The sequence below is a fragment of the Tabrizicola soli genome (genome assembly GCF_015999335.1).
Classification (GTDB): Bacteria; Pseudomonadota; Alphaproteobacteria; order Rhodobacterales; family Rhodobacteraceae; genus Tabrizicola; species Tabrizicola soli.
In genome coordinates, this window is record NZ_JAEACP010000022.1 from 49,340 (window position 1) to 72,609 (window position 23,270).

The 23,270-nt window shown below is 69.1% G+C and carries 22 protein-coding genes; 19 read left to right on the top strand and 3 right to left on the bottom strand.

The features are described 5' to 3' along the window. The first annotated feature begins 50 nt into the window (after nt 1–50). From tolB to folD, 12 genes are all read left to right on the top strand, one after another. Nucleotides 51–1,376, top strand: a complete 1,326-nt coding sequence (gene tolB, locus I7S92_RS18795; protein ID WP_197647058.1) for a Tol-Pal system beta propeller repeat protein TolB — start codon at nt 51–53, stop codon at nt 1,374–1,376. Between the two features lie 82 nt (nt 1,377–1,458). Next, nucleotides 1,459–1,995 carry a peptidoglycan-associated lipoprotein Pal gene (gene pal / locus I7S92_RS18800; RefSeq protein WP_197647059.1) on the top strand — a complete coding sequence of 179 codons (537 nt, stop codon included), beginning with the start codon at nt 1,459–1,461 and terminating at the stop codon, nt 1,993–1,995. After that, nucleotides 1,996–2,841 (top strand): tol-pal system protein YbgF, encoded by an 846-nt coding sequence (gene ybgF, locus I7S92_RS18805; protein WP_386002093.1) that lies wholly within the window; start codon nt 1,996–1,998, stop codon nt 2,839–2,841. Beyond that, a complete protein-coding gene (gene tilS / locus I7S92_RS18810) occupies nt 2,832–4,013 on the top strand; it encodes a tRNA lysidine(34) synthetase TilS (RefSeq protein WP_197647060.1) in 1,182 nt (393 codons plus the stop codon). Before ybgF ends, tilS begins: the two co-directional genes overlap by 10 nt. A gap of 77 nt (nt 4,014–4,090) precedes the next feature. Next, a complete protein-coding gene (gene ftsH, locus I7S92_RS18815) occupies nt 4,091–6,013 on the top strand; it encodes an ATP-dependent zinc metalloprotease FtsH (RefSeq protein WP_197647061.1) in 1,923 nt (640 codons plus the stop codon). 95 nt (nt 6,014–6,108) lie between these two features. Next, nucleotides 6,109–7,086, top strand: a complete 978-nt coding sequence (locus I7S92_RS18820; protein WP_197647062.1) for a magnesium transporter CorA family protein — start codon at nt 6,109–6,111, stop codon at nt 7,084–7,086. Then, entirely contained in the window at nt 7,077–7,883 is an 807-nt protein-coding gene (locus tag I7S92_RS18825; protein WP_197647063.1) for a methyltransferase domain-containing protein, read from the top strand. The genes I7S92_RS18820 and I7S92_RS18825 overlap by 10 nt, the downstream gene beginning before the upstream one ends. Next, on the top strand, nt 7,871–8,461 hold the full coding sequence (locus I7S92_RS18830; RefSeq protein ID WP_197647064.1) for an MOSC domain-containing protein: 591 nt from the start codon (nt 7,871–7,873) through the stop codon (nt 8,459–8,461). Before I7S92_RS18825 ends, I7S92_RS18830 begins: the two co-directional genes overlap by 13 nt. 233 nt (nt 8,462–8,694) lie before the next feature. Then, nucleotides 8,695–10,371, top strand: a complete 1,677-nt coding sequence (locus tag I7S92_RS18835; RefSeq protein WP_197647065.1) for a formate--tetrahydrofolate ligase — start codon at nt 8,695–8,697, stop codon at nt 10,369–10,371. Between the two features lie 62 nt (nt 10,372–10,433). Next, nucleotides 10,434–10,745: a chorismate mutase gene (locus I7S92_RS18840; protein WP_197647066.1), complete on the top strand. Its 312-nt coding sequence runs from the start codon at nt 10,434–10,436 to the stop codon at nt 10,743–10,745. A gap of 7 nt (nt 10,746–10,752) precedes the next feature. Next, on the top strand, nt 10,753–11,631 hold the full coding sequence (locus I7S92_RS18845) for a bifunctional 5,10-methylenetetrahydrofolate dehydrogenase/5,10-methenyltetrahydrofolate cyclohydrolase (protein WP_197647067.1): 879 nt from the start codon (nt 10,753–10,755) through the stop codon (nt 11,629–11,631). A 13-nt stretch (nt 11,632–11,644) separates the two neighbouring features. Further along, nucleotides 11,645–12,535: a bifunctional methylenetetrahydrofolate dehydrogenase/methenyltetrahydrofolate cyclohydrolase FolD gene (folD, locus tag I7S92_RS18850; protein WP_197647068.1), complete on the top strand. Its 891-nt coding sequence runs from the start codon at nt 11,645–11,647 to the stop codon at nt 12,533–12,535. 39 nt (nt 12,536–12,574) lie between these two features. Here the strand turns inward: folD and pdeM are convergent, their stop codons facing one another. Further along, nucleotides 12,575–13,219, bottom strand: a complete 645-nt coding sequence (gene pdeM, locus I7S92_RS18855) for a ligase-associated DNA damage response endonuclease PdeM (protein ID WP_197647069.1) — start codon at nt 13,217–13,219, stop codon at nt 12,575–12,577. Nucleotides 13,220–13,297: 78 nt separating this feature from the next. Beyond that, nucleotides 13,298–15,685, bottom strand: coding sequence for a ligase-associated DNA damage response DEXH box helicase (locus I7S92_RS18860; RefSeq protein WP_197647070.1), 2,388 nt, complete (start codon nt 15,683–15,685; stop codon nt 13,298–13,300). A 364-nt stretch (nt 15,686–16,049) separates the two neighbouring features. On the opposite strand from I7S92_RS18860, the gene I7S92_RS18865 reads away from it, so the two are divergent. From I7S92_RS18865 to I7S92_RS18885, 5 genes are all read left to right on the top strand, one after another. Beyond that, complete coding sequence (locus I7S92_RS18865; protein ID WP_197647071.1) at nt 16,050–16,862, top strand: TIGR00282 family metallophosphoesterase; 813 nt, start codon at nt 16,050–16,052, stop codon at nt 16,860–16,862. 19 nt (nt 16,863–16,881) lie between these two features. Then, a complete protein-coding gene (locus I7S92_RS18870) occupies nt 16,882–18,660 on the top strand; it encodes an SLC13 family permease (RefSeq protein ID WP_197647072.1) in 1,779 nt (592 codons plus the stop codon). A gap of 11 nt (nt 18,661–18,671) precedes the next feature. Continuing rightward, the gene (locus I7S92_RS18875) at nt 18,672–19,025 is read left to right on the top strand and encodes a hypothetical protein (RefSeq protein WP_197647073.1); all 354 of its coding nucleotides are present in this window, start codon (nt 18,672–18,674) and stop codon (nt 19,023–19,025) included. 69 nt (nt 19,026–19,094) lie between these two features. Then, nucleotides 19,095–19,835: a YebC/PmpR family DNA-binding transcriptional regulator gene (locus I7S92_RS18880; protein ID WP_197647074.1), complete on the top strand. Its 741-nt coding sequence runs from the start codon at nt 19,095–19,097 to the stop codon at nt 19,833–19,835. Nucleotides 19,836–20,201: 366 nt separating this feature from the next. After that, nucleotides 20,202–20,408 (top strand): cold-shock protein, encoded by a 207-nt coding sequence (locus I7S92_RS18885; protein ID WP_197647075.1) that lies wholly within the window; start codon nt 20,202–20,204, stop codon nt 20,406–20,408. Between the two features lie 50 nt (nt 20,409–20,458). Here the strand turns inward: I7S92_RS18885 and I7S92_RS18890 are convergent, their stop codons facing one another. After that, nucleotides 20,459–21,343, bottom strand: coding sequence for a LysR family transcriptional regulator ArgP (locus tag I7S92_RS18890; RefSeq protein WP_197647076.1), 885 nt, complete (start codon nt 21,341–21,343; stop codon nt 20,459–20,461). Between the two features lie 86 nt (nt 21,344–21,429). Here I7S92_RS18890 and I7S92_RS18895 point away from each other — a divergent pair, with 86 nt between their 5' ends. Continuing rightward, nucleotides 21,430–22,035, top strand: coding sequence for a LysE/ArgO family amino acid transporter (locus I7S92_RS18895; protein WP_197647077.1), 606 nt, complete (start codon nt 21,430–21,432; stop codon nt 22,033–22,035). A gap of 326 nt (nt 22,036–22,361) precedes the next feature. Further along, nucleotides 22,362–23,255: a DMT family transporter gene (locus I7S92_RS18900; RefSeq protein WP_242070214.1), complete on the top strand. Its 894-nt coding sequence runs from the start codon at nt 22,362–22,364 to the stop codon at nt 23,253–23,255. Nucleotides 23,256–23,270: the final 15 nt, after the last annotated feature.

Sequence of the window (23,270 nt, forward strand, 5' to 3'; positions counted from 1 at the left end):
AGGCGGGCAAGGACAGCAACGAACGGAGCATGAGGCCGATGATCAGACCCATGAGACAAGCAATCGCCGCACTTCTGGCGCTAACGCTCGGCCTGGCCGGGGCCTCGGCGGTGCTGGCGCAGAACGCGCCGCCCCGCATCGTGATCGGCCCCGGCGTGATCGAGCCGATGCCGATCGCGGTGCCGACCTTCATCGACGAGGGCGGCGCGGGCGACTATGCGCGCGAGATCGGCCGGGTGGTGATCTCGGACCTGGAGGGGACCGGCTTCTTCCGCAACATCGGCGAAGAGGCCTATATCAGCCGGGTGACGGGCTTCGACGCCCCGGTGGCCTTCGAGGACTGGAAGGCGATCAATGCCCAGGTGCTGGTCACCGGCGCGGTCACGGTCAGCGGCGACCGGATCACGGTGAAGTTCCGCGCCTATGACGTGTTCAACGGCACCACGATGGAGGGCGCCGCGCTGCAGTTCGCCGGCACGACCCAGGGCTGGCGGCGGATGGCGCACAAGGTCGCGGACGTGGTCTATTCCAAGATCACCGGCGAGGGCGGCTATTTCGACAGCCGCGTGGTCTTTGTCAGCGAGAGCGGGCCGAAGAACCAGCGGCTGAAGCGGCTGGCGGTGATGGATTACGACGGGGCCAACGTGGCCTTCCTGACCGATTCCTCCTCGATCGTGCTGGCGCCGCGCTTCTCGCCGCAGGGCGACCGGATCCTCTACACCAGCTACGAGACCGGCTTTCCCCGGATCACGCTGATGGACGTGGCCAGCCTCGGCCGGCAGACCCTGGCCGAGCAGCCGGGCACGATGACCTTTGCGCCGCGCTTCAGCCCCGACGGCGGCACCGTGGTCTTCAGCCTGGAGCGCGGCGGCAATACTGACATCTATGCGCTGTCGGTCGGCTCGGGGCAGCTCACGCAGCTGACCAACGCACCCTCGATCGAGACCGCGCCCTCGTTCAGCCCGGATGGCAGCCAGATCGTGTTCGAGAGCGACCGTTCCGGCGTGCCGCAGATCTATGTCATGCCGGCGGGCGGCGGCGAGGGCACGCGGATCTCGGGCGGGGCGGGGCGCTACGGCACCCCGGTCTGGAGCCCGCGCGGCGATTACATCGCCTTCACCAAGCAGAACGAGGGCCGCTTCCACATCGGCGTGATGCGCACCGACGGGTCGGAAGAGCGGCTCCTGACCGCCAGCTTCCTGGACGAGGGCCCGACCTGGGCGCCGAACGGCCGCGTGCTGATGTTCACCCGCGAGACCTCGGGCGGCGGCGGTCAGGCGAGCCTGTGGTCGGTCGACATCACCGGGCGCAACCTCAAGCAGATCCCGACCGACGGCCCGGCCTCGGACCCGGCCTGGTCGCCGCTTTTGCCGTGAAACGTGACGCGCCGCCGGATTTGCCTGGCGGCGCAAAGCTGATACTGTGCCCGCAATCGAGCCAACAAGAAGGATCCCCCCGATGAGCCTTGCTGCGAAGTCCCTGCTCCTGATCGCCGTCCTGGGCCTTGCGGCCTGCAACAATCCCGACCGCTACGGTGCGGGCGGCCCCGGCGGCGCGGGCGGTGCCGGAGGCGCTGGCGGCATGGGCGGGATCGACACCACCGGCCTTGGCGATCCGAACAACCCGACCTCGATCGCCTATTTCAACCAGCGCGTCGGCGACCGGGTGCTGTTCGCGGTCGACCAGTCCACCCTCTCGCCCGAGGCGCGCACGATCCTGTCCGGACAGGCGCAGTGGCTGAACACCAATACCGGCTATGCCGCGATCATCGAAGGCCATGCCGACGAGCAGGGCACCCGGGAATACAACCTTGCGCTTGGCGCGCGTCGCGCGGCGGCGGTGCAGAACTTCCTGATCAGCCAGGGCGTTCCGGCGAACCGGCTGCGCACGATCTCCTATGGCAAGGAGCGCCCGATCGAGGTCTGCTCGACCGAGGAATGCTATTCCAAGAACCGCCGCTCGGTGACGGTGCTCTCGGCCGGCGTGGGCATGTAAGTGATGCGGCTCGGCCTTGCCCTGATCCTGACGCTGCTGCCGGTCCTGGGTCATGCCCAGGACCGCACGCAGACCCTGGCCGACATCCGCGCCGAGCTTTCGGCGCTGGCGGCCGAGTTCAACGCGCTGAAGGCCGAGCTCGTCTCCTCGGGCGCGGCCACCAGCGGGGCGGCGGGGGGCGATGCGCTGACCCGGATGGACACGATCGAGGCCACCCTTGCCCGCCTGACCGCGCGGACCGAGGAGGTCGAGCTGAAGCTGAACCGGGTGGTCTCGGACGGGACCAACCGGATCGGCGACATCGAATACCGGCTGTGCGAGGCGACCGAGGGCTGCGATCCGGCCACGCTGGGTTCGACGCCCGCCCTGGGGGGCGAGGTTGCGGCGGCGACGCCCGCGCCTGCGGCCGATCCGGTGGCGGCGGGGGTGACGACGGCCCCCGCTACGGGAGGGGCGGAACTGGCGGTAAGCGAGCAGCAGGACTTCGACCGGGCCAAGGAGGTGCTCGGTACGGGTGACTTTCGCACCGCCGCAGACCTCCTTGCGACCTTTACCCAATCCTATCCTGGCGGGCCGCTGACCCAGGAGGCGCATTACCTGCGCGGCGAGGCGCTGACCGGCCTCGGCGATACCGCGGGCGCGGCGCGGGCCTATCTGGACGCCTTCTCGGCCGCGCCCGAGGGGACGTTCGCGGCCGATGCGCTGCTGAAACTGGGCGAGGGGCTGGGCAAGCTGGGCCAGGTGCCCGAGGCCTGCGTGACCCTGGGAGAGGTCGGCCTGCGCTTTCCCGGCAGCATGGCGGCGACCCAGGCGACGGTGGCGATGCAGGGCTTTCGGTGCCAGTGACCGGCGACCGGCTGGTCGGGCTGCTGCGTGACGGCTTGCCGGCGGGAGAAGTGATCGGGGTGGCCTTGTCGGGCGGTGGGGATTCCACCGCCCTTCTGCATCTGTGCCTTGCCGCCGGGCTGCGGGTCGAGGCGGTGACGGTGGACCACCGCCTGCGCGCCGAAAGCGCCGCCGAGGCCGCGGGGGTGGCGGCGGCCTGCGCCGCCCTGGGCCTCCGGCACGAGGTGCGCGTCTGGGAGCATGGGGCGCTTGCCGGCAACGTGATGGACGCGGCGCGGCGGGCGCGGATGGCGTTGGTCGCCGACTGGGCGCGGGGGCGGGGGATCGGCTGCGTTGCCCTGGGCCATACGCGGGACGACCAGGCCGAGACGCTGCTGATGGGCCTCGCGCGCTCGGCCGGGCTGACGGGGCTGTCGGGGATGCGGCCGGGGTTCGCGTTGGACGGGGTGCGCTTCCTGCGGCCGCTGCTCGCGGCCGGGCGCGCGGAACTGCGCGACTGGCTGCGGGGGCGGGGGATCCCCTGGGTCGACGATCCGAGCAACGAGGATGCGCGCTATCAGCGGGTCAGGGCGCGGCGGGCGCTGACGGCGCTGGAGCCCCTGGGGATCACGGCCGCGGGGCTGGCCACGGTGGCGGGGAACCTGGCCCGGGCGCAGGCCGCGCTGGCGCTGCAGGTCCGCGCCGCCGGCCGGCACCTGCGCGAGGCGGCGGGGGCCTTGCAGCTCGGGCCGGAATTCCGGGACGAGCCCGAGGAGATCAGGCGGCAACTGGTGCTGGCGGCAGTCGGCTGGCTCGCCGGCGCGGACTACCCGCCGCGCGCGGCCGATCTGGCGCGCTTCCTGGCGGCGATGCGCGAGGGGCGCGACGCAACGCTGGCGGGCTGCCGCCACCGCAGGGGTTGGCTTTTGCGCGAGGCGCGGGCGCTGCGCGGGATCGAGGGCGGCCTCTGGGACGGGCGCTGGCGCGTCACCGGGGCGGGCGAGGTGCGGGCGCTGGGCGACGCGGGGCTGCGCCTGTGCGACTGGCGGGCCACGGGCCTGCCGCGCGCGGTCATGGCGGTGACGCCGGGCCTCTGGCAGGGCGACCGGCTGCTGGCCGCCCCTGCGGCGGGATTCGGCGCAGCGACCGCGACCGTCGCCCGCCCCTTCCACCTTTTCGGACTATCGGATTGAACCCCGACCGCAAAAGTCTATCTTAGAGCCAAGACCGCGCGCCCCTGACGCTTGCGCGGAGCAATCGGGAGATCCTTTTGGGCAACGCACGCAATATCGCTTTCTGGGTCGTGCTGCTGATCCTTGTGATGGCGCTGTTTCAGCTGTTTTCGGGCAACCAGACGACGATGTCGTCGCGCACCCTCAGCTATTCGGAATTCGTCGAGCGGGCGAACAGCGGCCAGGTCGACCGGGTGACGCTGGACGGAGAGCGGATCATCCTGCGCGCCAAGGACGGCAATACCTATGTCGCGATCAAGCCGCAGGGCGACATGGTCACCGACAACCTGACCCGCGACCTGATGGCCAAGGGCGTCGCCGTCGAGGCCGAGCCGCAGGCGCAGTCGGGCTTCATGTCGCTCCTGGCGATGTGGCTGCCCTTCATCATCCTGATCGGGATCTGGTTCTTCTTCATGAACCGGATGCAGGGCGGCGGTCGGGGCGGCGCGATGGGTTTCGGCAAGTCGCGGGCCAAGCTCCTGACCGAAAAACACGGCCGGGTGACCTTCGACGACGTGGCCGGGATCGACGAGGCCAAGGAAGAGCTCGAGGAGATCGTCGAATTCCTGCGCAATCCGCAGAAGTTCAGCCGTCTCGGCGGCAAGATCCCCAAGGGCGCGCTGCTGGTCGGCCCTCCGGGCACCGGCAAGACCTTGCTGGCCCGCGCCATCGCGGGTGAGGCGGGGGTGCCGTTCTTCACCATCTCCGGCTCGGACTTCGTGGAAATGTTCGTCGGCGTCGGTGCCTCCCGCGTGCGCGACATGTTCGAGCAGGCGAAGAAGAACGCGCCCTGCATCGTCTTCATCGACGAGATCGACGCTGTCGGGCGGGCTCGGGGCGTCGGCATCGGCGGCGGCAACGACGAGCGCGAGCAGACGCTGAACCAGCTTCTGGTGGAAATGGACGGGTTCGAGGCGAACGAGGGCGTGATCATCATCGCCGCCACCAATCGCAAGGACGTGCTGGACCCCGCGCTCTTGCGTCCCGGCCGCTTCGACCGGCAGATCCATGTGCCGAACCCCGACATCAAGGGCCGCGAGAAGATCCTCTCGGTCCATGCCCGCAAGGTGCCGCTGGGGCCGGATGTCGACCTGCGGACGATCGCGCGCGGCAGCCCCGGCTTCTCCGGCGCCGACCTGATGAACCTGGTGAACGAGGCCGCGCTGATGGCGGCGCGGGCGGGCCGGCGCTTTGTCACCATGCTGGATTTCGAGAACGCCAAGGACAAGGTGATGATGGGGGCGGAACGCCGCTCCATGGTGCTGACGCCCGAGCAGAAGGAGATGACCGCCTATCACGAGGCCGGCCACGCCATCGTCGGCATGTCGCTGCCGAAGTGCGATCCGGTCTACAAGGCCACGATCATCCCGCGCGGCGGCGCGCTTGGCATGGTGATGAGCCTGCCGGAAATGGATCGCCTGAACTGGCACCGTGACCAGTGCGAGGAGCGGATCGCGATGACCATGGCCGGCAAGGCGGCCGAGATCATCAAGTACGGCGCGGATTCGGTCTCGAACGGGCCCTCGGGCGACATCCAGCAGGCCAGCGCCCTGGCCCGCGCCATGGTCCTGCGCTGGGGCATGTCGGACGTGGTCGGCAACATCGACTATGCCGAGGCGGCCGAGGGCTATCAGGGCAACACCGGCGGCTTCTCGGTTTCGGCCGAGACCAAGCGGCTGATCGAGCAGGAAGTGAAGCGGTTCATCGACGAGGGCTATGAGACCGCCCGCCGCATCCTGCTGGAAAAGCAGGACGAATGGGAACGGCTGGCCAAGGGCCTGCTGGAATACGAGACGCTGACCGGGGACGAGATCCGCAAGGTCATCGCCGGAGAGCCCCTGGGCGGTGACGACAACGCCGACAAGCCCTCGTCCGGCGGCGGGTCGGCCTCGATCGCGGCGATCCCGAAGACGCGGGGGCGCGCGAAGCCGGGGACGGATCCCGAGCCCGCGCCACTCTAGGCAAGGAGAAGGCCCCGCATCGGCGGGGCCTTTTGCTTTGCGGGCCCTGCCGCTAACCTGCCCCCAACCTGCCATCGGGGCCAGGGAGGCGGCGGATGATCACGGCATATGCAAGGCGCGGCGCCCGGCTGGAGGCGCTGGACCTCACGCAGCGGCACCTGTCCGAGGCGCTCTGGGTCGATCTGGAGGCCCCGACCGAGGCCGAGGAGGACGCGGTCGAGGCGGCGCTGGGCCTGGACATCCCCACGCGCGAGGACATGCAGGAGATCGAGGTCTCGTCCCGCATCTACCGCGAGGGGGGCGTGCTGTTCCTGACCGCGCAGGTGATCGCCAGCCCCGAGGCGCGCGAGGCCGAGATCGGCCCCGTGACCTTCGCCGTGCTGCCCGACCGGCTGGTGACGGTGCATTACCACCACCCCCGCTCGCTGAGCTATTTCGCCGATTGGGCGGCGCGGCACGACACGGCGCTGGAGACGGGGCTGGATGCGCTGATGGGCCTGCTGGAGGCGGTGGTGGACCGGCTGGCCGACATCCTGGAGGGCGAGGCGCGCAGCCACGAGATCCTGTCGAAGGCGATCTTCGCGGCGCACCGGCCCTCGGGCAAGGCCGAGACCCTGGGCGCGGTCCTGCAGCGGATCGGCCGGGCCGAGGCGATGAACGGCAAGGTGACGGAAAGCCTGGCCACGATCCTGCGCCTGCTGACCTATCTGACCTCGACCCCCGAGACCGAGGAGGGACCCTGCCTGCATGCCCGCCAGATGCCGGTTGCGCTGGCGCAATTGCAGGACCTGCGCAGCCTGCGCGAGGTGGCGGCGGCGCAGGCCGAGAAGGTGCGGTTCCTCCTGGATGCGACGCTGGGGGTGATCAACATCCGGCAGTCGGACGTGATCAAGATCTTCTCGGTCGTGGCCTTCGTCTTCCTGCCGCCGACGCTGATCGCCAGCATCTACGGCATGAACTTCGTCCACATGCCCGAGCTGAAATGGACCTGGGGCTATCCGATGGCGCTGGGACTGATGGTGGTTTCGGCGCTGGTGCCCTGGGCGATCTTCCGGTGGAAGAAATGGCTGTGAAGGACTGGGACCCCGCCCGCTACGGCGCGTTCCGCGACCTGCGGCTGCGCCCGGCGCTGGACCTTCTGGCGCAGGTGGGAGAGGTGCCGAACGGCGATGTGATCGACCTCGGCTGCGGCGACGGGGCGGTGGGGCCGGCGCTGGCCGCCCGGTTCAAGCCGGACCACCATCTGATCGGCGTCGATGCTTCGCCTGCGATGCTGGAGAAGGCAGGCGAGCGTCTGACGCAGCGGGGGAACCGGCTGTATGACGGGCTGACGCAGGCTGACATCAGGCTCTGGTCCGCCCATACACCCCCTGCGCTGATCTTCTCCAACGCCGCGCTGAACTGGTTGCCCGACCATGCCGCCCTGATGCCCCGGCTGGCGGCGATGCTGGCCCCCGGCGGCGTGCTGGCGGTGCAGATGCCGCGGCAGGGGGATGCCCCGTCGCACCGCCTGCTGCGAGAGGTGGCGGAGGCGCTGTTCCCGGGGCGCGTCCCGGCCACACCCTCGCCCGTGCTGCCGGCGGGGGACTACGCGCGGATGCTGCTACCCTTGGGCGAGGTCACCGCCTGGACGACGGACTATGTCCAGATGCTCGACCCGGTGCCGCAGGGCCATGCGGTGCGCGCCTTCACCGAAAGCACGGCGATGCGGCCCTTCGTGCAGGCGCTGTCGCCGGACGAGGCGCAAACCTATGTCACCGCATATGATGCCGCGCTGGCCGACGCCTATCCGTCCCTGCCGGACGGTCGCGTACTGTTCCCCTTCACCCGCGTCTTCTTCATTCTGGAGCGTTCCCGATGCCACCCCTGATGCCCACGACCCACAGCGCCCGCGTCACCTGGCTGGGCTTCCAGCCGGTGCCGGTGGAAAGGCTGGTGATCACCTCGGTGCCGTTGGAGGTGATGCCGCTGGGTTTCGCCGGCTTCGAGGGCGAGGTTCATGCCGGGCTGACGCGGCCTTCCTGCAGCCGCGTGCTGAAGCAGCATCCGCGCGACACCGAGATCCGCAACACCCGCCAGCTGAGCGTGGTCAGCGCCGAGGAGATGGCCGAGGTCGCCCGCGACATGGGACTGGAGCGGATGGACTATGCCTGGGTCGGCGCCTCTCTGGTGCTGGAGGGGATCCCCGACCTGACGCATCTGCCGCCCTCCAGCCGGTTGCAGGGGCCGGACGGGGTGACGCTGGTCGTCGACATGGAAAACCTGCCCTGCCAGGAACCCGCCGTGACGATCGAGAAGGCCCGGCCCGGCCAGGGCAAGGGCTTCAAGCGCGCGGCCGAGGGCAAGCGCGGGTTCACCGCCTGGGTCGAACGCGAGGGGATCCTGCGGCTGGGCGACGTGCTGAGGCTGCATGTGCCGGTGCAAAGGGCCTGGGCGCATTCTTCCTGAAAAAGCCCTTCCGGCGCCCCTCCGGAGGGTTTCACGCCCCCATGGAGCATTTCCCGAAAGAGCAGGCAAATTTTAATCGAATTGCGCGCTTTGGCCTTGTGGGGGCGGGAGTTTCCGATAGGAAACCTCTTGCGGCGAAATTTGCGGATTTCAGGTCGGAATCCGCCGCAGGAAAGCGGGTTCGGCCCGGTATCACGTCGCAAACGGCACAAGTTAGCCCCTGGGAGACGCATATGGCCTTCAAGACCGACATCGAGATTGCGCGCGAAGCGAAGAAGAAGCCGATCATGGAGATCGGTTCCAAGCTGGGCATCCCGGCGGAGCACCTGCTGCCCTATGGCCACGACAAGGCCAAGGTGAGCCAGGAGTTCATCAAGAGCCTCGCGGGCAAGCCCGATGGCAAGCTGGTGCTGGTGACCGCGATCAACCCGACCCCGGCGGGCGAGGGCAAGACCACCACCACCGTGGGCCTGGGCGACGGGCTGAACCGGATCGGCAAGAAGGCGGTGATCTGCATCCGCGAAGCCAGCCTCGGCCCGAACTTCGGGATGAAGGGCGGCGCGGCCGGCGGCGGCATGGCCCAGGTCGTGCCGATGGAGGAGATGAACCTCCACTTCACCGGCGACTTCCATGCGATTACCAGCGCCCACAACCTGCTGTCGGCGATGATCGACAACCACATCTACTGGGGCAACGAGTTGAACATCGACGCCCGCCGCGTGGTGTGGCGCCGGGTCATGGACATGAACGACCGCGCGCTCCGCGACATCGTCGTCAACCTCGGCGGCGTGTCGAACGGCTTCCCGCGCCAGACCGGCTTTGACATCACCGTGGCTTCGGAAGTCATGGCGATCCTCTGCCTCTCGAACGACCTGGAAGACCTGCAGAAGCGCCTGGGCGACATCGTCGTGGCCTATACCCGCGACAAGAAGGCGATCTATTGCCGCGACATCAAGGCCGACGGCGCGATGACCGTGCTCCTCAAGGACGCGATGCAGCCGAACCTGGTGCAGACGCTGGAGAACAACCCGGCCTTCGTGCACGGCGGCCCCTTCGCCAACATCGCCCATGGCTGCAACTCGGTCATCGCGACCAAGACCGCGCTGAAGCTGGGTGAGTATGTCGTGACCGAAGCCGGTTTCGGCGCCGACCTCGGGGCCGAGAAGTTCTTCGACATCAAGTGCCGCAAGGCCGGGCTGAAACCAGCGGCGGCGGTGATCGTGGCCACGGTCCGCGCGATGAAGATGAACGGCGGCGTCGCCAAGGCCGACCTCGGGGCCGAGAACGTCGAGGCGGTCAAGAAGGGCTGCCCGAACCTCGGCCGCCACATCGCCAACGTGAAGTCCTTCGGCGTGCCGGTGGTCGTGGCGATCAACCACTTCTACAGCGACACCGATGCCGAAGTGGCGGCGGTGAAGGCCTATGTCGCCGAACAGGGCGCGGAGGCGGTGCTGTGCAAGCACTGGGCCAACGGCTCGGCCGGGGTCGAGGATCTGGCCCATGCGGTCGTCAAGCTGGCCGAATCGGGGACCTCGAACTTCGCCCCGCTCTACCCGGACGAGATGGGCCTGTTCCAGAAGGTCGAGACCATCGCCAAGCGCATCTACCACGCCGACGAGGTGATCGCCGACAAGTCGGTTCGCGACCAGCTGAAGGCCTGGGAGGCGGCGGGCTATGGCCATCTGCCGGTCTGCATGGCCAAGACCCAGTACTCCTTCTCGACCGACCCGAACCTGCGCGGCGCGCCGACGGGCCACACCATCCCGGTCCGCGAAGTGCGGCTCTCGGCCGGTGCCGGCTTCATCGTGGTGATCTGCGGTGAGATCATGACCATGCCGGGCCTGCCCAAGGTCCCGTCGGCCGAAGTGATCCGCCTGAACGACGCGGGCCAGGTCGAAGGCCTGTTCTAAGGTCGCATTGCCCTTTCCCGGCTGTCCCCGTATCTCGGGGGCAGCCAGAAGGGGAGACGAGGATGCGCAAGCCCGCCGACTGCACGACCATGGCCGAGATCCGGGCCGAGATCGACCGGCTGGACGAGAGCCTCGTCCGGCTGTTCGCGGAACGGGCGGGCTATATCGACCGTGCGGCCGAGATCAAGGCCGAGGTCGACCTGCCCGCACGGATCGGAAGCCGGGTCGAGGAGGTGGTGCAGAATGTGCGCGACCACGCCGAAACCCATGGCCTGCCGCCCGATCTGGTGGAAAAGCTCTGGCGGCGGCTGATCGACTGGTCCATCGCGCGCGAGGAAAGCCGCCTGGGCCCGGACTCTTTGCGGAAGGAATGAAGGCCCGATGACTGCCACCCTGATCGACGGCAAGGCCATCGCGGCCCGGATGCGTGACGAAACCAGGGCCGAGGCCGCGCGGCTGACGGCGCTGGGCTGGGCCCCGAAACTGGTGTCGATCTCGGTCGGCGACGTGGCGGCGGCCGAGCTTTACGTCCGCAACCAGCAGAAATCGGCCGAAGCGGCGGGCGTCGGCTTCGAGGCGCGGAATTATCCCGAAAGCATCAGCCTGGAACAGTTGCAGGGCGTGTTGGCGGGCCTGAACGCCGACCCGCGCGTCAACGGCATCATCATCCAGCGGCCGCTTCCGGCGCATATTCCGGTCAAGGCGCTGCAGAAGGCGGTGCATCCGATGAAGGACGTGGAGGGGATGCACCCTTCGTCCATCGGCAACATCGTCTACAACGACCTGACGCTCGGCCCCTGCACGGCGGTCGCGGCGGTGGAGATTCTGAAGACCCTGCCCCTGAAGATGGAGGGGCTGGACGTCTGTGTGATCGGTCATTCCGAGATCGTCGGCAAGCCGATCGCCTTCCTGATGATGGGCCTGGGCGCGACCGTCACGGTCTGCCACCACATGACCCGGCAGGTTGCGGTCCACTCCCGCGCGGCGGATGCGGTCTTCGTGGCGGTGGGCAAGCCCGGCCTCGTGCGGGGCGAGATGCTGAAGCCGGGGGCGGCGCTGATCGACATCGGGATCAACCGGGTCGATGGCAAGACGGTGGGCGACGCGGATTTCGCCAGCTGCAAGGATGTGGCGGGCTGGATCACTCCGGTCCCCGGCGGGGTCGGGCCGGTGACGGTCTCGATCCTGATGAAGAACGCGGTGCTGGCGACGGCGATGCAGATGGACCATTACCGCAGCGCCTTTGCGGCGGCGGTGTAACGGAGGGTATGGGATGACGGCCAAGGTGATCGACGGCAAGGCCTTCGCGGCGAATGTGCGGGCGCAGGTGGCAGAGCATGTGGCGCGGCTGAAGGAGGAGAACGGGCTGACCCCCGGCCTCGCCGTGGTGCTGGTGGGCGAGGACCCGGCCTCGAAGGTCTATGTGAAGAACAAGCATGCCTCGACCATCGAGGTCGGGATGGCATCTTTCGAACATCGGCTGGAGGCGAACACCTCCGAGGCCGAGCTGCTGGCGCTGATCGACCAGCTGAACGCTGACCCTGCGGTGCACGGAATTCTGGTGCAGTTGCCGCTGCCGGGGCATCTGAACTCTGAACTGGTGATCAACCGGATCGCGCCGGCCAAGGATGTGGACGGATTCCACATTTCGAACGTCGGGCTTCTGGGGACCGGGCAGAAGTCGATGGTGCCCTGCACGCCGCTGGGTTGCCTGATGATGCTGCGCGACCATCATGGCAAGCTGGCGGGCCTGAATGCGGTGGTGGTGGGCCGGTCGAACATCGTCGGCAAGCCGATGGCGCAGCTTCTGCTGGGCGACAGCTGCACGGTGACGATCGCGCACAGCCGGACCAAGGACCTGGCCGAGGTCTGCAAGCGGGCGGACATCCTCGTGGCCGCGGTGGGGCGGCCGGAAATGATCACCGGCGACATGGTCAAGCCGGGCGCCACGGTGATCGACGTCGGCATCAACCGGATCGAGCGCGACGGCAAGGCCAGGCTGGTCGGCGACGTCCATTACGACAGCGCGGCGGCGGTGGCGGGGGCGATCACGCCGGTTCCGGGCGGGGTGGGGCCGATGACCATCGCCTGCCTCTTGGCCAACACGCTGACCGCCTGCTGCCGGGCGAACGGGCTGGCCGAACCGGAAGGGCTGACGGCTTGAGGCGGACCAAAAATTTTCGCGAAAATTTTTGATCCGGGATCAACGGGGCATGGGAATCGCAAGGACGCGCGGGCCGGTGAGGATGGCCAGCGCGTCCTTTGCCATCAGGGTGACGAGGCTGGCGTCCTTGCTGCGCAGCCCGCCGGTATAGGTGCCGTAGGCGGGCAGGATCAGCCGGGCGGCATCGGCGAGGAAACAGGGACGCGACTGGCCGGCAAGGCTGGCCTTCGGGTGGTAATGGCCTGAAATCTCGGCCCTTTCCTGCGGCTCGGCGATATGGCGGAAGGTGAAGGGCAGGGCCTTCAGCTCGGCCCGGTGGGTGCCGCCAAGGTCGATGGGACCGGGGTCGTGGTTGCCGGTGATCCAGGTCCAGTCCTTTCCGGCCATGAGACGGACCAGCCAGAGGCGGGAGGCCTCCTCGATCCCGTCGGCGGCGGCGAGGTCGTCGAAGCTGTCGCCGAGGCAGATCACGGTTTCGGCCCCGGTCGCTTCCAGGTCGCGGTCGAGCTTTTCCAGCGTGGCCTGCGTCTCGTAGGGCGGCAGCAGCGATCCGCCGCGGCGGGCGAGGCGTTCGGACTTGCCGAGATGCAGGTCGGAGACCGTCAGGGTCTTGCGGGCGGGCCAGTAGAGGGCGCCGGAGGGCAGCAGGTGCAGCGTCTGGCCGTGGAAGAAGAGCTTGTGCATGGGTGCTGAATGCCGTGGCGGCGGGGCGGTGGCAAGGGTCGAGCCTCCGGCGGGGATATTTGGGCAAAGATGAAAGGCTCAAGCGAGACCGGCGGCTTCCATCAGGGCCTGGGCCTGGGCGGCGGCGAGGCGGTCGCGGCCGGCGCCTTCGACGGGGATGCGGCTGGGTTCGAAGAAGAGGGGTGCGGCAAGCGGGGTGACGCGGGGGAGGCGTTTGAGGTCGATGCGGGGGCCTGCGCGGGCGAGGAGCTGTTCGATGCGGGAGAAGTCGATCAGGCCGCGCAGGGCCTCCTCGCGGGTGATCCGCAGCAGGAGGTGATCGGGGTCGTAGCGGCGCAGCGTGTCGTAGAGGATGTCGGAGGAGAAGGTGGCCTGCCGCCCGGTCTTGCGCCGGCCCTGGTGGCTGCGCTCGATCAGGCCGGCGATGATGGCGGTGTCGCGGAAGGTGCGTTTCATCACGGCGTTGCCGGCGAGCCAGGCGTCGAGGCCCTCGCGCAGGGTGGCGAGGTCGAAGAGGGGTTTCGGGTCGGTGACGGGCTCGAGGCCCCAGATCAGCGTGGCGTAGTCGGTGGCGACGAAGCCGAGGGGGGCAAGGCCCTGGGATTCCATCTGTTTCGTGACGAGAAGGCCGAGCGTCTGCTGGGCGTTCCGGCCCGCGAAGCCGTAGATCGCCAGATGCTCGCGGCCGTCGTGGGGGAAGCTTTCCAGGAGGAGGGAATGGGGATCGGGGAGGCGGGAGACCTCGCGCTGGAGGCTTAGCCAGGCGGCGGTGTGGGCGGGGAGGGAGGGCCAGCTTTCCTGTTGGAAGATCTGGAGAATCCGGTCGGCGAGGAGGGTGGAGGTGGCGAATTTGGTGCCGGAGAAGACGGCGATCTTGGGCTCGCGGCCGGGGGTTTTCGAGACCTCGACCGTCATCTCGCGCAAGCTCTCGTAGCGGACGACCTGGCCGCCGATCAGGAAGGTGTCGCCGGGGGTGAGGGAGGCGGCGAAGCTTTCCTCGACCTCGCCGAGCGGCGCGCCCTGGTTGCGCAGGCGGACCTTCAGGGTCTCGATGTCGATGATCGTGCCGAGGTTCTGGCGGATCAGGGCGGCGGCGCGGGGGTCGCGCAGGTGCCATTTACCATTCGTTAACTTCAATCGCTGCCAGCGGTCGTAGGCTTTCAGCGCATAGCCGCCGGTGGCGGCGAAATCGAGGCAGGCGTCGAATTCCTGTTTGGTCAGAAGGGTATAGGGGCCGGCGGTGATGACCTCGGCATAGAGGCTTTCGGCATCGAACGGCCCGGCGCAGGCAGTGGCGAGGATGTGCTGGCAGAGCACGTCCTTCGGTCCGGGGCCGCGCGGCTCGCCGTCCAGGTCGTGGTCGCGGACGGCGTCGAGGGCGGCCTGACACTCGACGACCTCGAAGCGGTTCGCCGGGACGAGGAGGGCCTTCGACGGGGCGTTGTAGCGGTGGTTGGCACGGCCGATCCTTTGCACCAGGCGTTTCACGTTCTTTGGCGCGCCGACCTGGATCACGAGGTCCACGTCTCCCCAGTCGATGCCGAGGTCGAGCGAGCCGGTACAGACGACGGCCCTAAGTGCGCCCGCGGTCATCGCCTGTTCGACGCGTTCGCGCTGTTCGCGGGAAAGCGAGCCGTGGTGGATGCCGATGGGCAGGTCCTGCGCGTTCTGTAGCCAGAGATCGTGAAAGAAGAGTTCCGCCTGGGCGCGGGTGTTGTGGAAGATGAGGGTGGTCTTGTGGCGGGTGATCTCGTTCAGGATCGCCGGGATGGCGTAGCGGCCGCCGCCGCCGGACCAGGGCGGCGGGGCCTCGGTTTCCAGCATGGAAATGTCGGGATCGGGGCCGGGGTCGGCCTCGAGGATCGTCGTCCGGGGGCTGAGGAAGCGGGCGAGGGCGGGCGGGTTCTCGACGGTGGCGGAGAGGCCGACGCGGCGCAGGCCGGGGGTGAGGCTTTGCAGGCGGGCGAGTTGCAGGACGAGCTGGTCGCCGCGCTTCGACTCGGCCAAGGCGTGAAGTTCGTCGATGATAACCCTTTGTAATCCAGCGAAAATGCGGGGGGCGTCCTCGTAGGAGAGGAGGAGGGCCAGGCTTTCGGGGGTGGTCAGCAAAATATGCGGCGGGTCGGCGCGCTGGCGGCGGCGCTGGCTGTAGGAGGTGTCGCCGGTGCGGTCCTCGACCCGGATCTTCAGGCCCGCGCCCTCGATGGGACGGCCGAGGTTGCGGCGGATGTCGGCGGTGAGGGCCTTGAGGGGCGAGACGTAGAGGGTGTGGAGGCCGGGGGGCGGGTTCGGCCCGAGTTCGGCGAGGCTGGGCAGGAAGCCGGCGAGGGTCTTGCCGCCGCCGGTCGGCGCGATGAGGAGGGTGGCGGGGTCCGGCGCCCGCGCCAGCATTTCGGTCTGGTGGGGGTGGAGCGTCCAGCCCTTGGCGGCGAACCAGTCGGAAAGGGTTGGGGGGAGCGTCGTCATGAATGAAGAGATAATGCGGCGGCGGGGGTTCGGGAACGGGGGGCGGCGTGCGCTGTGGTAACCCGTTGATCCGGCTGCGGATTTTTGGGCTGCGATCCGTCTGCCCGCTGTCTGCCATGTGTATGGCTGGGGGCTGGCAGGGGTTTTGGGCCGGGCCGCATTGACCATGGGGGCGAATCGGCGTTGTGGGCTGGAAGGCGGGCGCGGCGGTGCAGCGAAGAATTTTCGGCGAAAATTCTTCTTTGCGGGCGGTTTTCCCGAGGGGGGCGGCGAAAAACGGGAGCTTGGGCTTTTCCGCGAAATTTCTTCCCACCGGACCGCCAATTCGCTTGCCCGGACCCGGCCCCGCGCCTAATCGGAGCGCATGAGACTGCTTTTTCTGGGTGATGTCGTCGGCCGCTCGGGCCGGGCGGCGGTGATCGAGAGGCTGCCGGGGCTCCGGCAGGCCTGGGGGTTGGATTTCGTCGTGGTGAACGGCGAGAATGCAAGCCAGGGGGCCGGGATCACCGGCGACCATGCGAAGGAGTTGCTGGCGGCGGGGGCGGATTGCCTGACGCTGGGCGACCATGCCTTCGACCAGAAGGACATGCTGAGCTTCATCGAGCAGGAGCCGCGGATCGTGCGGCCGCTGAACTTCTCGAAGGTCGCGCCGGGCAAGGGGTTCCGGGTCTTCGAGGCGACGCAGGGGCGCAAGGTTCTGGTGACGCAGGCGCTGGGCCAGGTCTTCATGAAGCGGCCGTTCGATGATCCGTTCAGCGCGCTGGAGCAGGTGCTGAAGGCGCATAGGCTGGGCGGCGTGGTGCAGGCGGCGGTGGTCGATTTCCATGCCGAGGCGACCAGCGAGAAGATGGGGATGGGGCATTGGTGCGACGGGATGGCGAGCCTGGTGGTGGGCACGCATACCCATGTGCCGACCAGCGACACGATGATCCTGGGCAAGGGCACCGCCTATCAGTCCGATGCCGGCATGTGCGGCGATTATGACAGCGTCATCGGGATGGAGAAGCTGGAGCCCCTGCGCCGCTTCCTGACCGGGATGGCGAAGGGCCGGTTCGAGCCGGCGGCGGGCGAGGCGACGCTGTCGGGGGTCTTTGTCGAGACCGACGACAGGACCGGGCTGGCGCAGAAGGCGCGGATGATCCGGGTCGGCGGGCGTTTGCAGGAGGCGACCCCATGAGCCTGCGGCGGGCGGTCTGATGTTCGGCCTTTCGGTTTCCGCCGAGGCGGCGCCCTGGGTCGCGATGGCGATCCTGGCGATGATGTTCGTGCTGTTCGTGCTGGAGCGCACGCCGGTCGAGGTCACCGCCATCGGCGGCGCGACATCGATGCTGGTGCTGGGCATCCTGCCGGTGAAGGAGGCGACCGAGGTCCTGTCCAACCCCGCGCCCTGGACCATCGCGCTGATGTTCCTGGTGATGGGCGGGCTGGTCCGGACCGGCGCGGTCGAGGCAGTGATCAGCGCGCTGGGGCGGCATGCGGGGGACCGGCCGAAGACGACGGTGGTGCTGCTGATCGGCGCGACCGCGCTGGCCTCGGCCTTCATGAACAACACGCCGCTGGTGGCGGTGATGATCCCGGTGGTGATCCAGCTGGCGGTGAAGATCGGGGCTTCGCCCTCGAAGCTGCTGATTCCGCTGAGCTACATGACGGTGCTGGGGGGGATGATCACGCTGATCGGCACCTCGACCAACCTTCTGGTGGACGGGGTGGCGGTGAAGCAGGGGCTGGAGCATTTCAGCCTGTTCGAGATCGCCCCCCTGGGGATCGCGGTGACGCTGGCGGGGGGGCTGTTCCTGGCGCTGTTCGGCAACCGGCTGTTGCCGGTGCGGCAGTCGATGGGAGTGCTGCTCAACGACCGGCGGAAGATGAAGTTCTTCACCGAGGTCGCGGTGCCCGAGGACAGCCCTCTGATCGGCCAGCAGGTGATGGCGGTGGACATCTTCAAGCGCGAGGGCGTGCGGGTGATCGACGTGTTGCGCGGCGATGCCAGCCTGCGGCGCGACCTGCAGCCGGTGGTGCTGGAGGCGGGGGACCGGGTGGTGCTGCGCACCGAGATGACCGAGCTTCTGGGCCTGCAGGGGCGCAAGGACGTGCGGCTGGTGGACAAGCTCTCGTCGGTCAAGACCGAGACGGTGGAGGTGCTGATCGGCCCCGGCTGCCGGATGGAGGGCCAGCGGCTGGGCGACCTGCGGCTGCGGCGGCGCTATGGCGTCTACGTGCTGGCGGTGCACCGGCGCAACCAGAACATCGGGCGGCAGCTGGACGACCTGATCGTGCGGGTGGGCGATACGCTGCTCCTGGAGGGCAGCGTCGAGGATATCCAGCGGATCGCGGCGGATATGGAGCTGGTCGACGTCAGCCGCCCGCGCGCGATGCCGTTCCGGCGCCGGAAGGCCCCGATCGCGCTGGCGGCGCTGGCGCTGATCGTGGTGGTCTCGGCGCTGGACCTGGCGCCGATCCTGCCCCTGGCGCTGATCGCGGTGGCGGTGATCCTGGTCACGCATTGCGTCGACAGCGACGAGGCGTTCAGCTTCGTGGACGGCCGGCTTCTGGCGATGATCTTCGCCATGCTGGCGGTGGGCGAGGGGCTGGACCAGTCGGGCGCGGTGGGGATGATCGTGGAGGGCGTGGCGCCCTGGCTGGAGGGGCTCGGCCCCTTCGTCCTGATCCTCTCGGTCTATTTCATCGGGCTGGTGCTGACCGAGTTCCTGTCGAACAATGCGGTGGCGGTGATCTATACTCCGGTCGCGATCCAGCTGGCCGAGCGGCTGGGCCATGACCCGCGGCCCTTCGTGGTGGCGGTGATGTTCTCGGCGACCTTGGCTTTTGCGACCCCGGTGGGGTATCAGACGAACATGATGGTCTACGGGCCGGGGGGCTATCGGTTCTCGGACTTTGCCCGGGTCGGGATTCCGCTGAACATCATCGTGATGCTGGTCAGTTGCGCCCTGATCCCGCTGATCTGGCCGCTGTGAGGGAGGTGCCGATGCGCTGGATGCCGGGGGTTCTGATGCTGGGGGCCTGCGCGGCCCTGCCGGTCGCGCCGGCGCCGCAGGAGGCGCGGCTCTCCGATCAGGAGCTGGTGCTGGTGCTCTCGGACGGGACCGCCTGCCGGGCGGATTGGGCCGCCGCGGGCGGGGCGGGCCGGTTCGAGGACTGCGGGCCGGGCTTTTCCTATGCCGTCGAGACGATGGAGAACCCGAACCCGCTGCGGCAGGTCGTCCAGGCGCTGGTGGGCGAGGGGGCGCTGGCGCCGATGGCGCGGGTGGTGATCACCGATGCGGCGGGACGGGCGCATGTCTTCGCCTCGCCCCCGCGGCGGGAGCCGCAGCGCGACTGAGGCGCTTGCCCTTGCCGCATTTGCGGGTGTAGAGGGCATCATCACCGAATTGGGACCGAGGTAGAGGCCATGGCAGGCCATTCGAAATGGGCGAACATCCAGCATCGCAAGGGCAAGCAGGACAAGCTGCGCTCGAAGGCGTTTTCCAAGCTGTCGAAGGAAATCACCGTCGCGGCGAAGATGGGGATGCCCGACCCCGACATGAACCCGCGCCTGCGGCTGGCGATCAAGGCGGCCAAGGCCGTTTCGATGCCGAAGGACGTGATCGACCGCGCGATCAAGAAGAGCCAGATGGGCGACGGGGCGGATTACACCGAGATCCGCTATGAGGGCTATGGCGTGAACGGGATCGCGATCATCGTCGAGGCGATGACCGACAACCTGAACCGCACCGCCTCGAATGTGCGGAGCTATTTCACCAAATGCGGCGGGAACCTGGGCACCACCGGCTCGGTCGCGCATTCCTTCGACCGGGTGGGCGAGATCACCTATCCGGCGAGCGCGGGTTCGGCCGATGACGTGATGATGGCCGCGCTGGAGGCGGGCGCGGAGGACGTGGAGTCGGACGAGGACGGCCACTGGATCTATTGCAGGGTGGAGAACCTGCCCGAGGTCTCGGACGCGCTGGAGAAGGCACTGGGGGAATCGACCGAGTCCAAGCTGGTCTGGAAGCCGCAGACCCGGACCGAGGTCGATCTGGAGACCGCGCAGAAGCTGATGCGGCTGATCGACCTCCTGGAAGAGGACGACGATGTGCAGACGGTGACGCACAACTTCGACGTCCCCGAGGACGTGGCCGCGCAGCTTTGAGGAAGGTGCGCTGTAGCGCACCCTACGCGGCGGCGATCCGGGGGCCCGGCCGGGACAGGGCCGGGCTGCCGGGCGGGCGGATTTGAGTATTTTTGCCAAGAGGAAGGGGCTGGGGCTGCGCAAGGGGCGGCCGGCGGCTTTCGGGTGGAGAGCGTCGGGCTGCGGCGTCGGGGCGGATGAATTGAGGTATCGGCGCGGCTTTCATCCGGTCCGCCCCTTGCAATGTGCCGCCCGAAGGCGCATGTGGGAAGGGCAGAGTTTCCTTTCCTTCGTCTTCTGTCTGCTTCGGCCTTCAGCTTCGATCGTGACGACACTTGGGCCGGGCCATCGCAATCTGCGGGTGGCGATTTGACAGGAGATATCACGATGGCCAATGGCACCGTGAAATGGTTCAACGCAACCAAGGGTTTCGGCTTCATCGCGCCGCAAGGCGGGTCGAAGGATGTGTTCGTCCACATCACCGCGCTGGAGCGCGCGGGCATCCGCTCGCTGCCCGATGGGCAGGCCGTGACCTATGACGTCGAGCAGGACCGCAACGGCCGGGAATCGGCCGTGAACCTGGCTCTGGCGTAAGCCTTTCCTTCGGGAACGGGAAACGGGGGTGGCGAAAGCCGCCCCCGTTTTCATTGGGGGACCAGGGTCGCGGCGGCGCCCCGGCGGAGGGCTTCGGTCACCGGGCGGAGCGCGGGTGCGGCGAGGCGGGTGAACTGCCAGTAGAGCGCCACGTCGAGCGGGGTGTCCGGGATCAGCTCGACGAGACGGCCGGCGGCGAGTGCGCCGGCGACCAGGGGGTCGGGGTTCATGCCCCAGGCCATGCCGTGAAGGCAGGCGTCGACGAAGGCCTGGGACGAGGCCATGCGGTGGGCCGGGAACGCCCGGCGCTGCGGGCCGCCGGTCAGGCGGGCCGCCCAGAGTTCCTGCAGCCGGTCCTTGTCGGAAAAGCTGAGCGTGGGCGCGCGGGCCAGAGCCCCGGCCGTGACGCCCTGGGAGAACCAGCGGTCGCGGAAGGCGGGCGAGGCCGTGGCGCGGTAGCGCAGCGCGCCGAGCGGGACCGACTCGCAGCCCTGCAACGGGCCGGGCTGTGCCGTGATGGCCGCGACGACCTCGCCGCGCCGGAGCCAGTCCTGGCTCACGTCCTGGTCGTCGATCACGAGGTCGAAGAGCAGCCCCCCGGTCTCGGCCAGCGCCGGGATCACCCAGGTCGCGAGACTGTCGGCGTTCACCGCGATGCGCAGCGTGGCGGGGCCGGGGGCCAGGCCGGGCAGGTCGGCGGCGAGCGTGCGTTCCAGAAGCGCGATCTCGTCATGGTGGCGGATCAGGCGCAGGCCGGCATCGGTGGCGCGGCAGGGCTGGCCGCGGCGGATGAGCAGCGTTCCGGTCGTCTCCTCCAGCGCCTTGATCCGCTGGCTGACGGCCGAGGGGGTGACGTGCAGGTCGGTCGCGGCCAGATCGAAGGAGCCGCGGCGGTGGACGGCGGCGAGGGCGGCGAGCTGGGCGGGGTCGAGCATTAGCCAGACTTAATCGGCGACAGAAGGATTAACTGGATTGATGTCAGGCCCCGGCCTACTGGTCAAGCCGCAAGCGGAGGGCGGACATGATCGAGGCGGCGGTGAACGGTTATCTGGTGGCGCTGAGCCTGATCCTGGCAATCGGGGCGCAGAATGCCTTCGTCCTGCGGCAGGGGCTGCGGCGCGAGCATGTGGCGGCGGTGGTGGCGGTCTGCGCGCTGTCGGATGCGGTGCTGATCGCGGCCGGGGTGGCGGGGTTCGGCACGCTCTCGGCGCGGCTGCCCTGGTTCGGCGCGGCGATGCGCTGGCTGGGGGTGGGGTTCCTGGTCGTCTATGGGGCCTTGCGCTTCCGGGCGGCGTTGCAGGGGGGCGAGGCGTTGCGGCCCGCGGCGGCGGGGGCGGCGCCCTTGGGGAAGGTGCTGGCGACCTGTCTGGTGCTGACCTGGGCCAATCCCCATGTCTATCTGGATACGGTGGTGCTGGTCGGCTCGATCTCGGCGCAACATGCGCCGCATGAGTGGATCTTCGGGGCGGCGGCGGCCGGTGCCTCGCTGAGCTTCTTCACCGCGCTGGGCTTCGGGGCGCGGCTGCTGGCGCCGGTCTTCGCGCGCCCGGTGGCCTGGGTCTGGCTGGAGGTGGGCGTGGGGCTGGTGATGTGGGCGATCGCGGCGGGGCTGGCGCTGGGGGGGTGATCCGGTTGTGCCGGGTGGGGTCGGCCGGTGCGGTGCGCTGTAGCGCACCCTACGGGGGGGCGCGGCGGGGCTGGCGCTGGGGGGGCGACCGGTTGTGCAGGGTGACGGTCGGCCGGTGCGGTGCGCTGTAGCGCACCCTACGGGGGGGGCGCTGCGGGGCTGGGGCTGGGGGGTGATCCGGTTGTGCCGGGTGGGGTCGGCCGGTGCGGTGCGCTGTAGCGCACCCTAGGCGGGGGCGCGGCGGGGGGATGGCGATCGGGTCACGCTGCGGGGGCTTCGGGCGAAGGGGCGTTGCCATTGCGCGCGGCTTGGGGTTCTGTGCCGCCATGCGTGCGCTGAACGATCTTGGCCGCCCCGTCGAAGGGGTTCTGTGGATGCTGGCCACCGGGCTTGCCTTTGTCGGCGTGAACGGGATCGTCCGGCATCTGGGGACCGAGCTGCCGGCGGCGCAGGCGGCCTTCATCCGTTTCGGCTTTGGCCTGGCCTTCCTGACCCCGGCGCTGTGGACCATGCGCGGCGTGCGGCTGCCGCAGGGGATCTGGCGGCTGTTCCTGTGGCGCGGCGTGCTGCATGTCACGGCGGTGATCTTCTGGTTCTGGGCCATGGCGCGGGTGCCGGTGGCCGAGATGGCGGCGATCGGCTTCCTGAACCCGGTGATCGTGCTGGTGATCGCGGGGCTTCTCCTTGGCGAGGGGCTGGGGCGGGGGCGCGTCGTCTCGGTCCTGGTGGCGCTGGCGGGGGCGCTGGTGGTGCTGCGGCCGGGGCTGCGCGAGATCTCGGCCGGGCATCTGTCGCAGCTGGCGGCGACGGTCTGCTTCGCGGTGAGCTACATCTTCGCCAAGCGGCTGAGCGGGATGGCCCCGCCCTCGGTGGTGGTGGCGGTGCTGTCGGTGACGGTCTCGCTGGGGCTGGCGCCGGTGGCGCTCTGGGTCTGGCAGCCGGTGAGCGGGGTGCAGCTGGCCTGGCTGGCGGTGGTGGCCGGGCTGGCGACGCTGGGGCACTATACGATGACGCGGGCCTTCCGGGCGGCGCCGCTGGCGGTGACGCAGCCGGTGACCTTCCTGCAGATCCTCTGGGCGACGGCGCTGGGCGCGCTGGTCTTCGGCGAGGCGGTGGACGCCTTCGTGATCCTGGGCGGCGCGCTGATCGTGGCGGCGGTGAGCCTGAACACCTGGGCCGAGGCGCGCCGGGGCCGGATCCCGCCGCAGCCCGAACCCTGAGCGCGGAGGCGGGGG

Bases quoted from the DNA above. Each gene is read 5' to 3' on its own strand.
- I7S92_RS18870 (WP_197647072.1), top strand. From the start codon at position 16,882: ATGTTCGGCCTTTCGGTTTCCGCCGAGGCGGCGCCCTGGGTCGCGATG.
- pdeM (WP_197647069.1), bottom strand. From the start codon at position 13,219: ATGCACAAGCTCTTCTTCCACGGCCAGACGCTGCACCTGCTGCCCTCC.
- I7S92_RS18890 (WP_197647076.1), bottom strand. From the start codon at position 21,343: ATGCTCGACCCCGCCCAGCTCGCCGCCCTCGCCGCCGTCCACCGCCGC.
- I7S92_RS18825 (WP_197647063.1), top strand. From the start codon at position 7,077: ATGGCTGTGAAGGACTGGGACCCCGCCCGCTACGGCGCGTTCCGCGAC.
- I7S92_RS18880 (WP_197647074.1), top strand. From the start codon at position 19,095: ATGGCAGGCCATTCGAAATGGGCGAACATCCAGCATCGCAAGGGCAAG.
- I7S92_RS18840 (WP_197647066.1), top strand. From the start codon at position 10,434: ATGCGCAAGCCCGCCGACTGCACGACCATGGCCGAGATCCGGGCCGAG.
- I7S92_RS18865 (WP_197647071.1), top strand. From the start codon at position 16,050: ATGAGACTGCTTTTTCTGGGTGATGTCGTCGGCCGCTCGGGCCGGGCG.
- I7S92_RS18885 (WP_197647075.1), top strand. From the start codon at position 20,202: ATGGCCAATGGCACCGTGAAATGGTTCAACGCAACCAAGGGTTTCGGC.
- I7S92_RS18830 (WP_197647064.1), top strand. From the start codon at position 7,871: ATGCCACCCCTGATGCCCACGACCCACAGCGCCCGCGTCACCTGGCTG.
- tolB (WP_197647058.1), top strand. From the start codon at position 51: ATGAGACAAGCAATCGCCGCACTTCTGGCGCTAACGCTCGGCCTGGCC.
- I7S92_RS18835 (WP_197647065.1), top strand. From the start codon at position 8,695: ATGGCCTTCAAGACCGACATCGAGATTGCGCGCGAAGCGAAGAAGAAG.
- pal (WP_197647059.1), top strand. From the start codon at position 1,459: ATGAGCCTTGCTGCGAAGTCCCTGCTCCTGATCGCCGTCCTGGGCCTT.
- I7S92_RS18845 (WP_197647067.1), top strand. From the start codon at position 10,753: ATGACTGCCACCCTGATCGACGGCAAGGCCATCGCGGCCCGGATGCGT.
- I7S92_RS18875 (WP_197647073.1), top strand. From the start codon at position 18,672: ATGCGCTGGATGCCGGGGGTTCTGATGCTGGGGGCCTGCGCGGCCCTG.
- I7S92_RS18900 (WP_242070214.1), top strand. From the start codon at position 22,362: ATGCGTGCGCTGAACGATCTTGGCCGCCCCGTCGAAGGGGTTCTGTGG.
- I7S92_RS18860 (WP_197647070.1), bottom strand. From the start codon at position 15,685: ATGACGACGCTCCCCCCAACCCTTTCCGACTGGTTCGCCGCCAAGGGC.
- I7S92_RS18895 (WP_197647077.1), top strand. From the start codon at position 21,430: ATGATCGAGGCGGCGGTGAACGGTTATCTGGTGGCGCTGAGCCTGATC.
- I7S92_RS18820 (WP_197647062.1), top strand. From the start codon at position 6,109: ATGATCACGGCATATGCAAGGCGCGGCGCCCGGCTGGAGGCGCTGGAC.
- folD (WP_197647068.1), top strand. From the start codon at position 11,645: ATGACGGCCAAGGTGATCGACGGCAAGGCCTTCGCGGCGAATGTGCGG.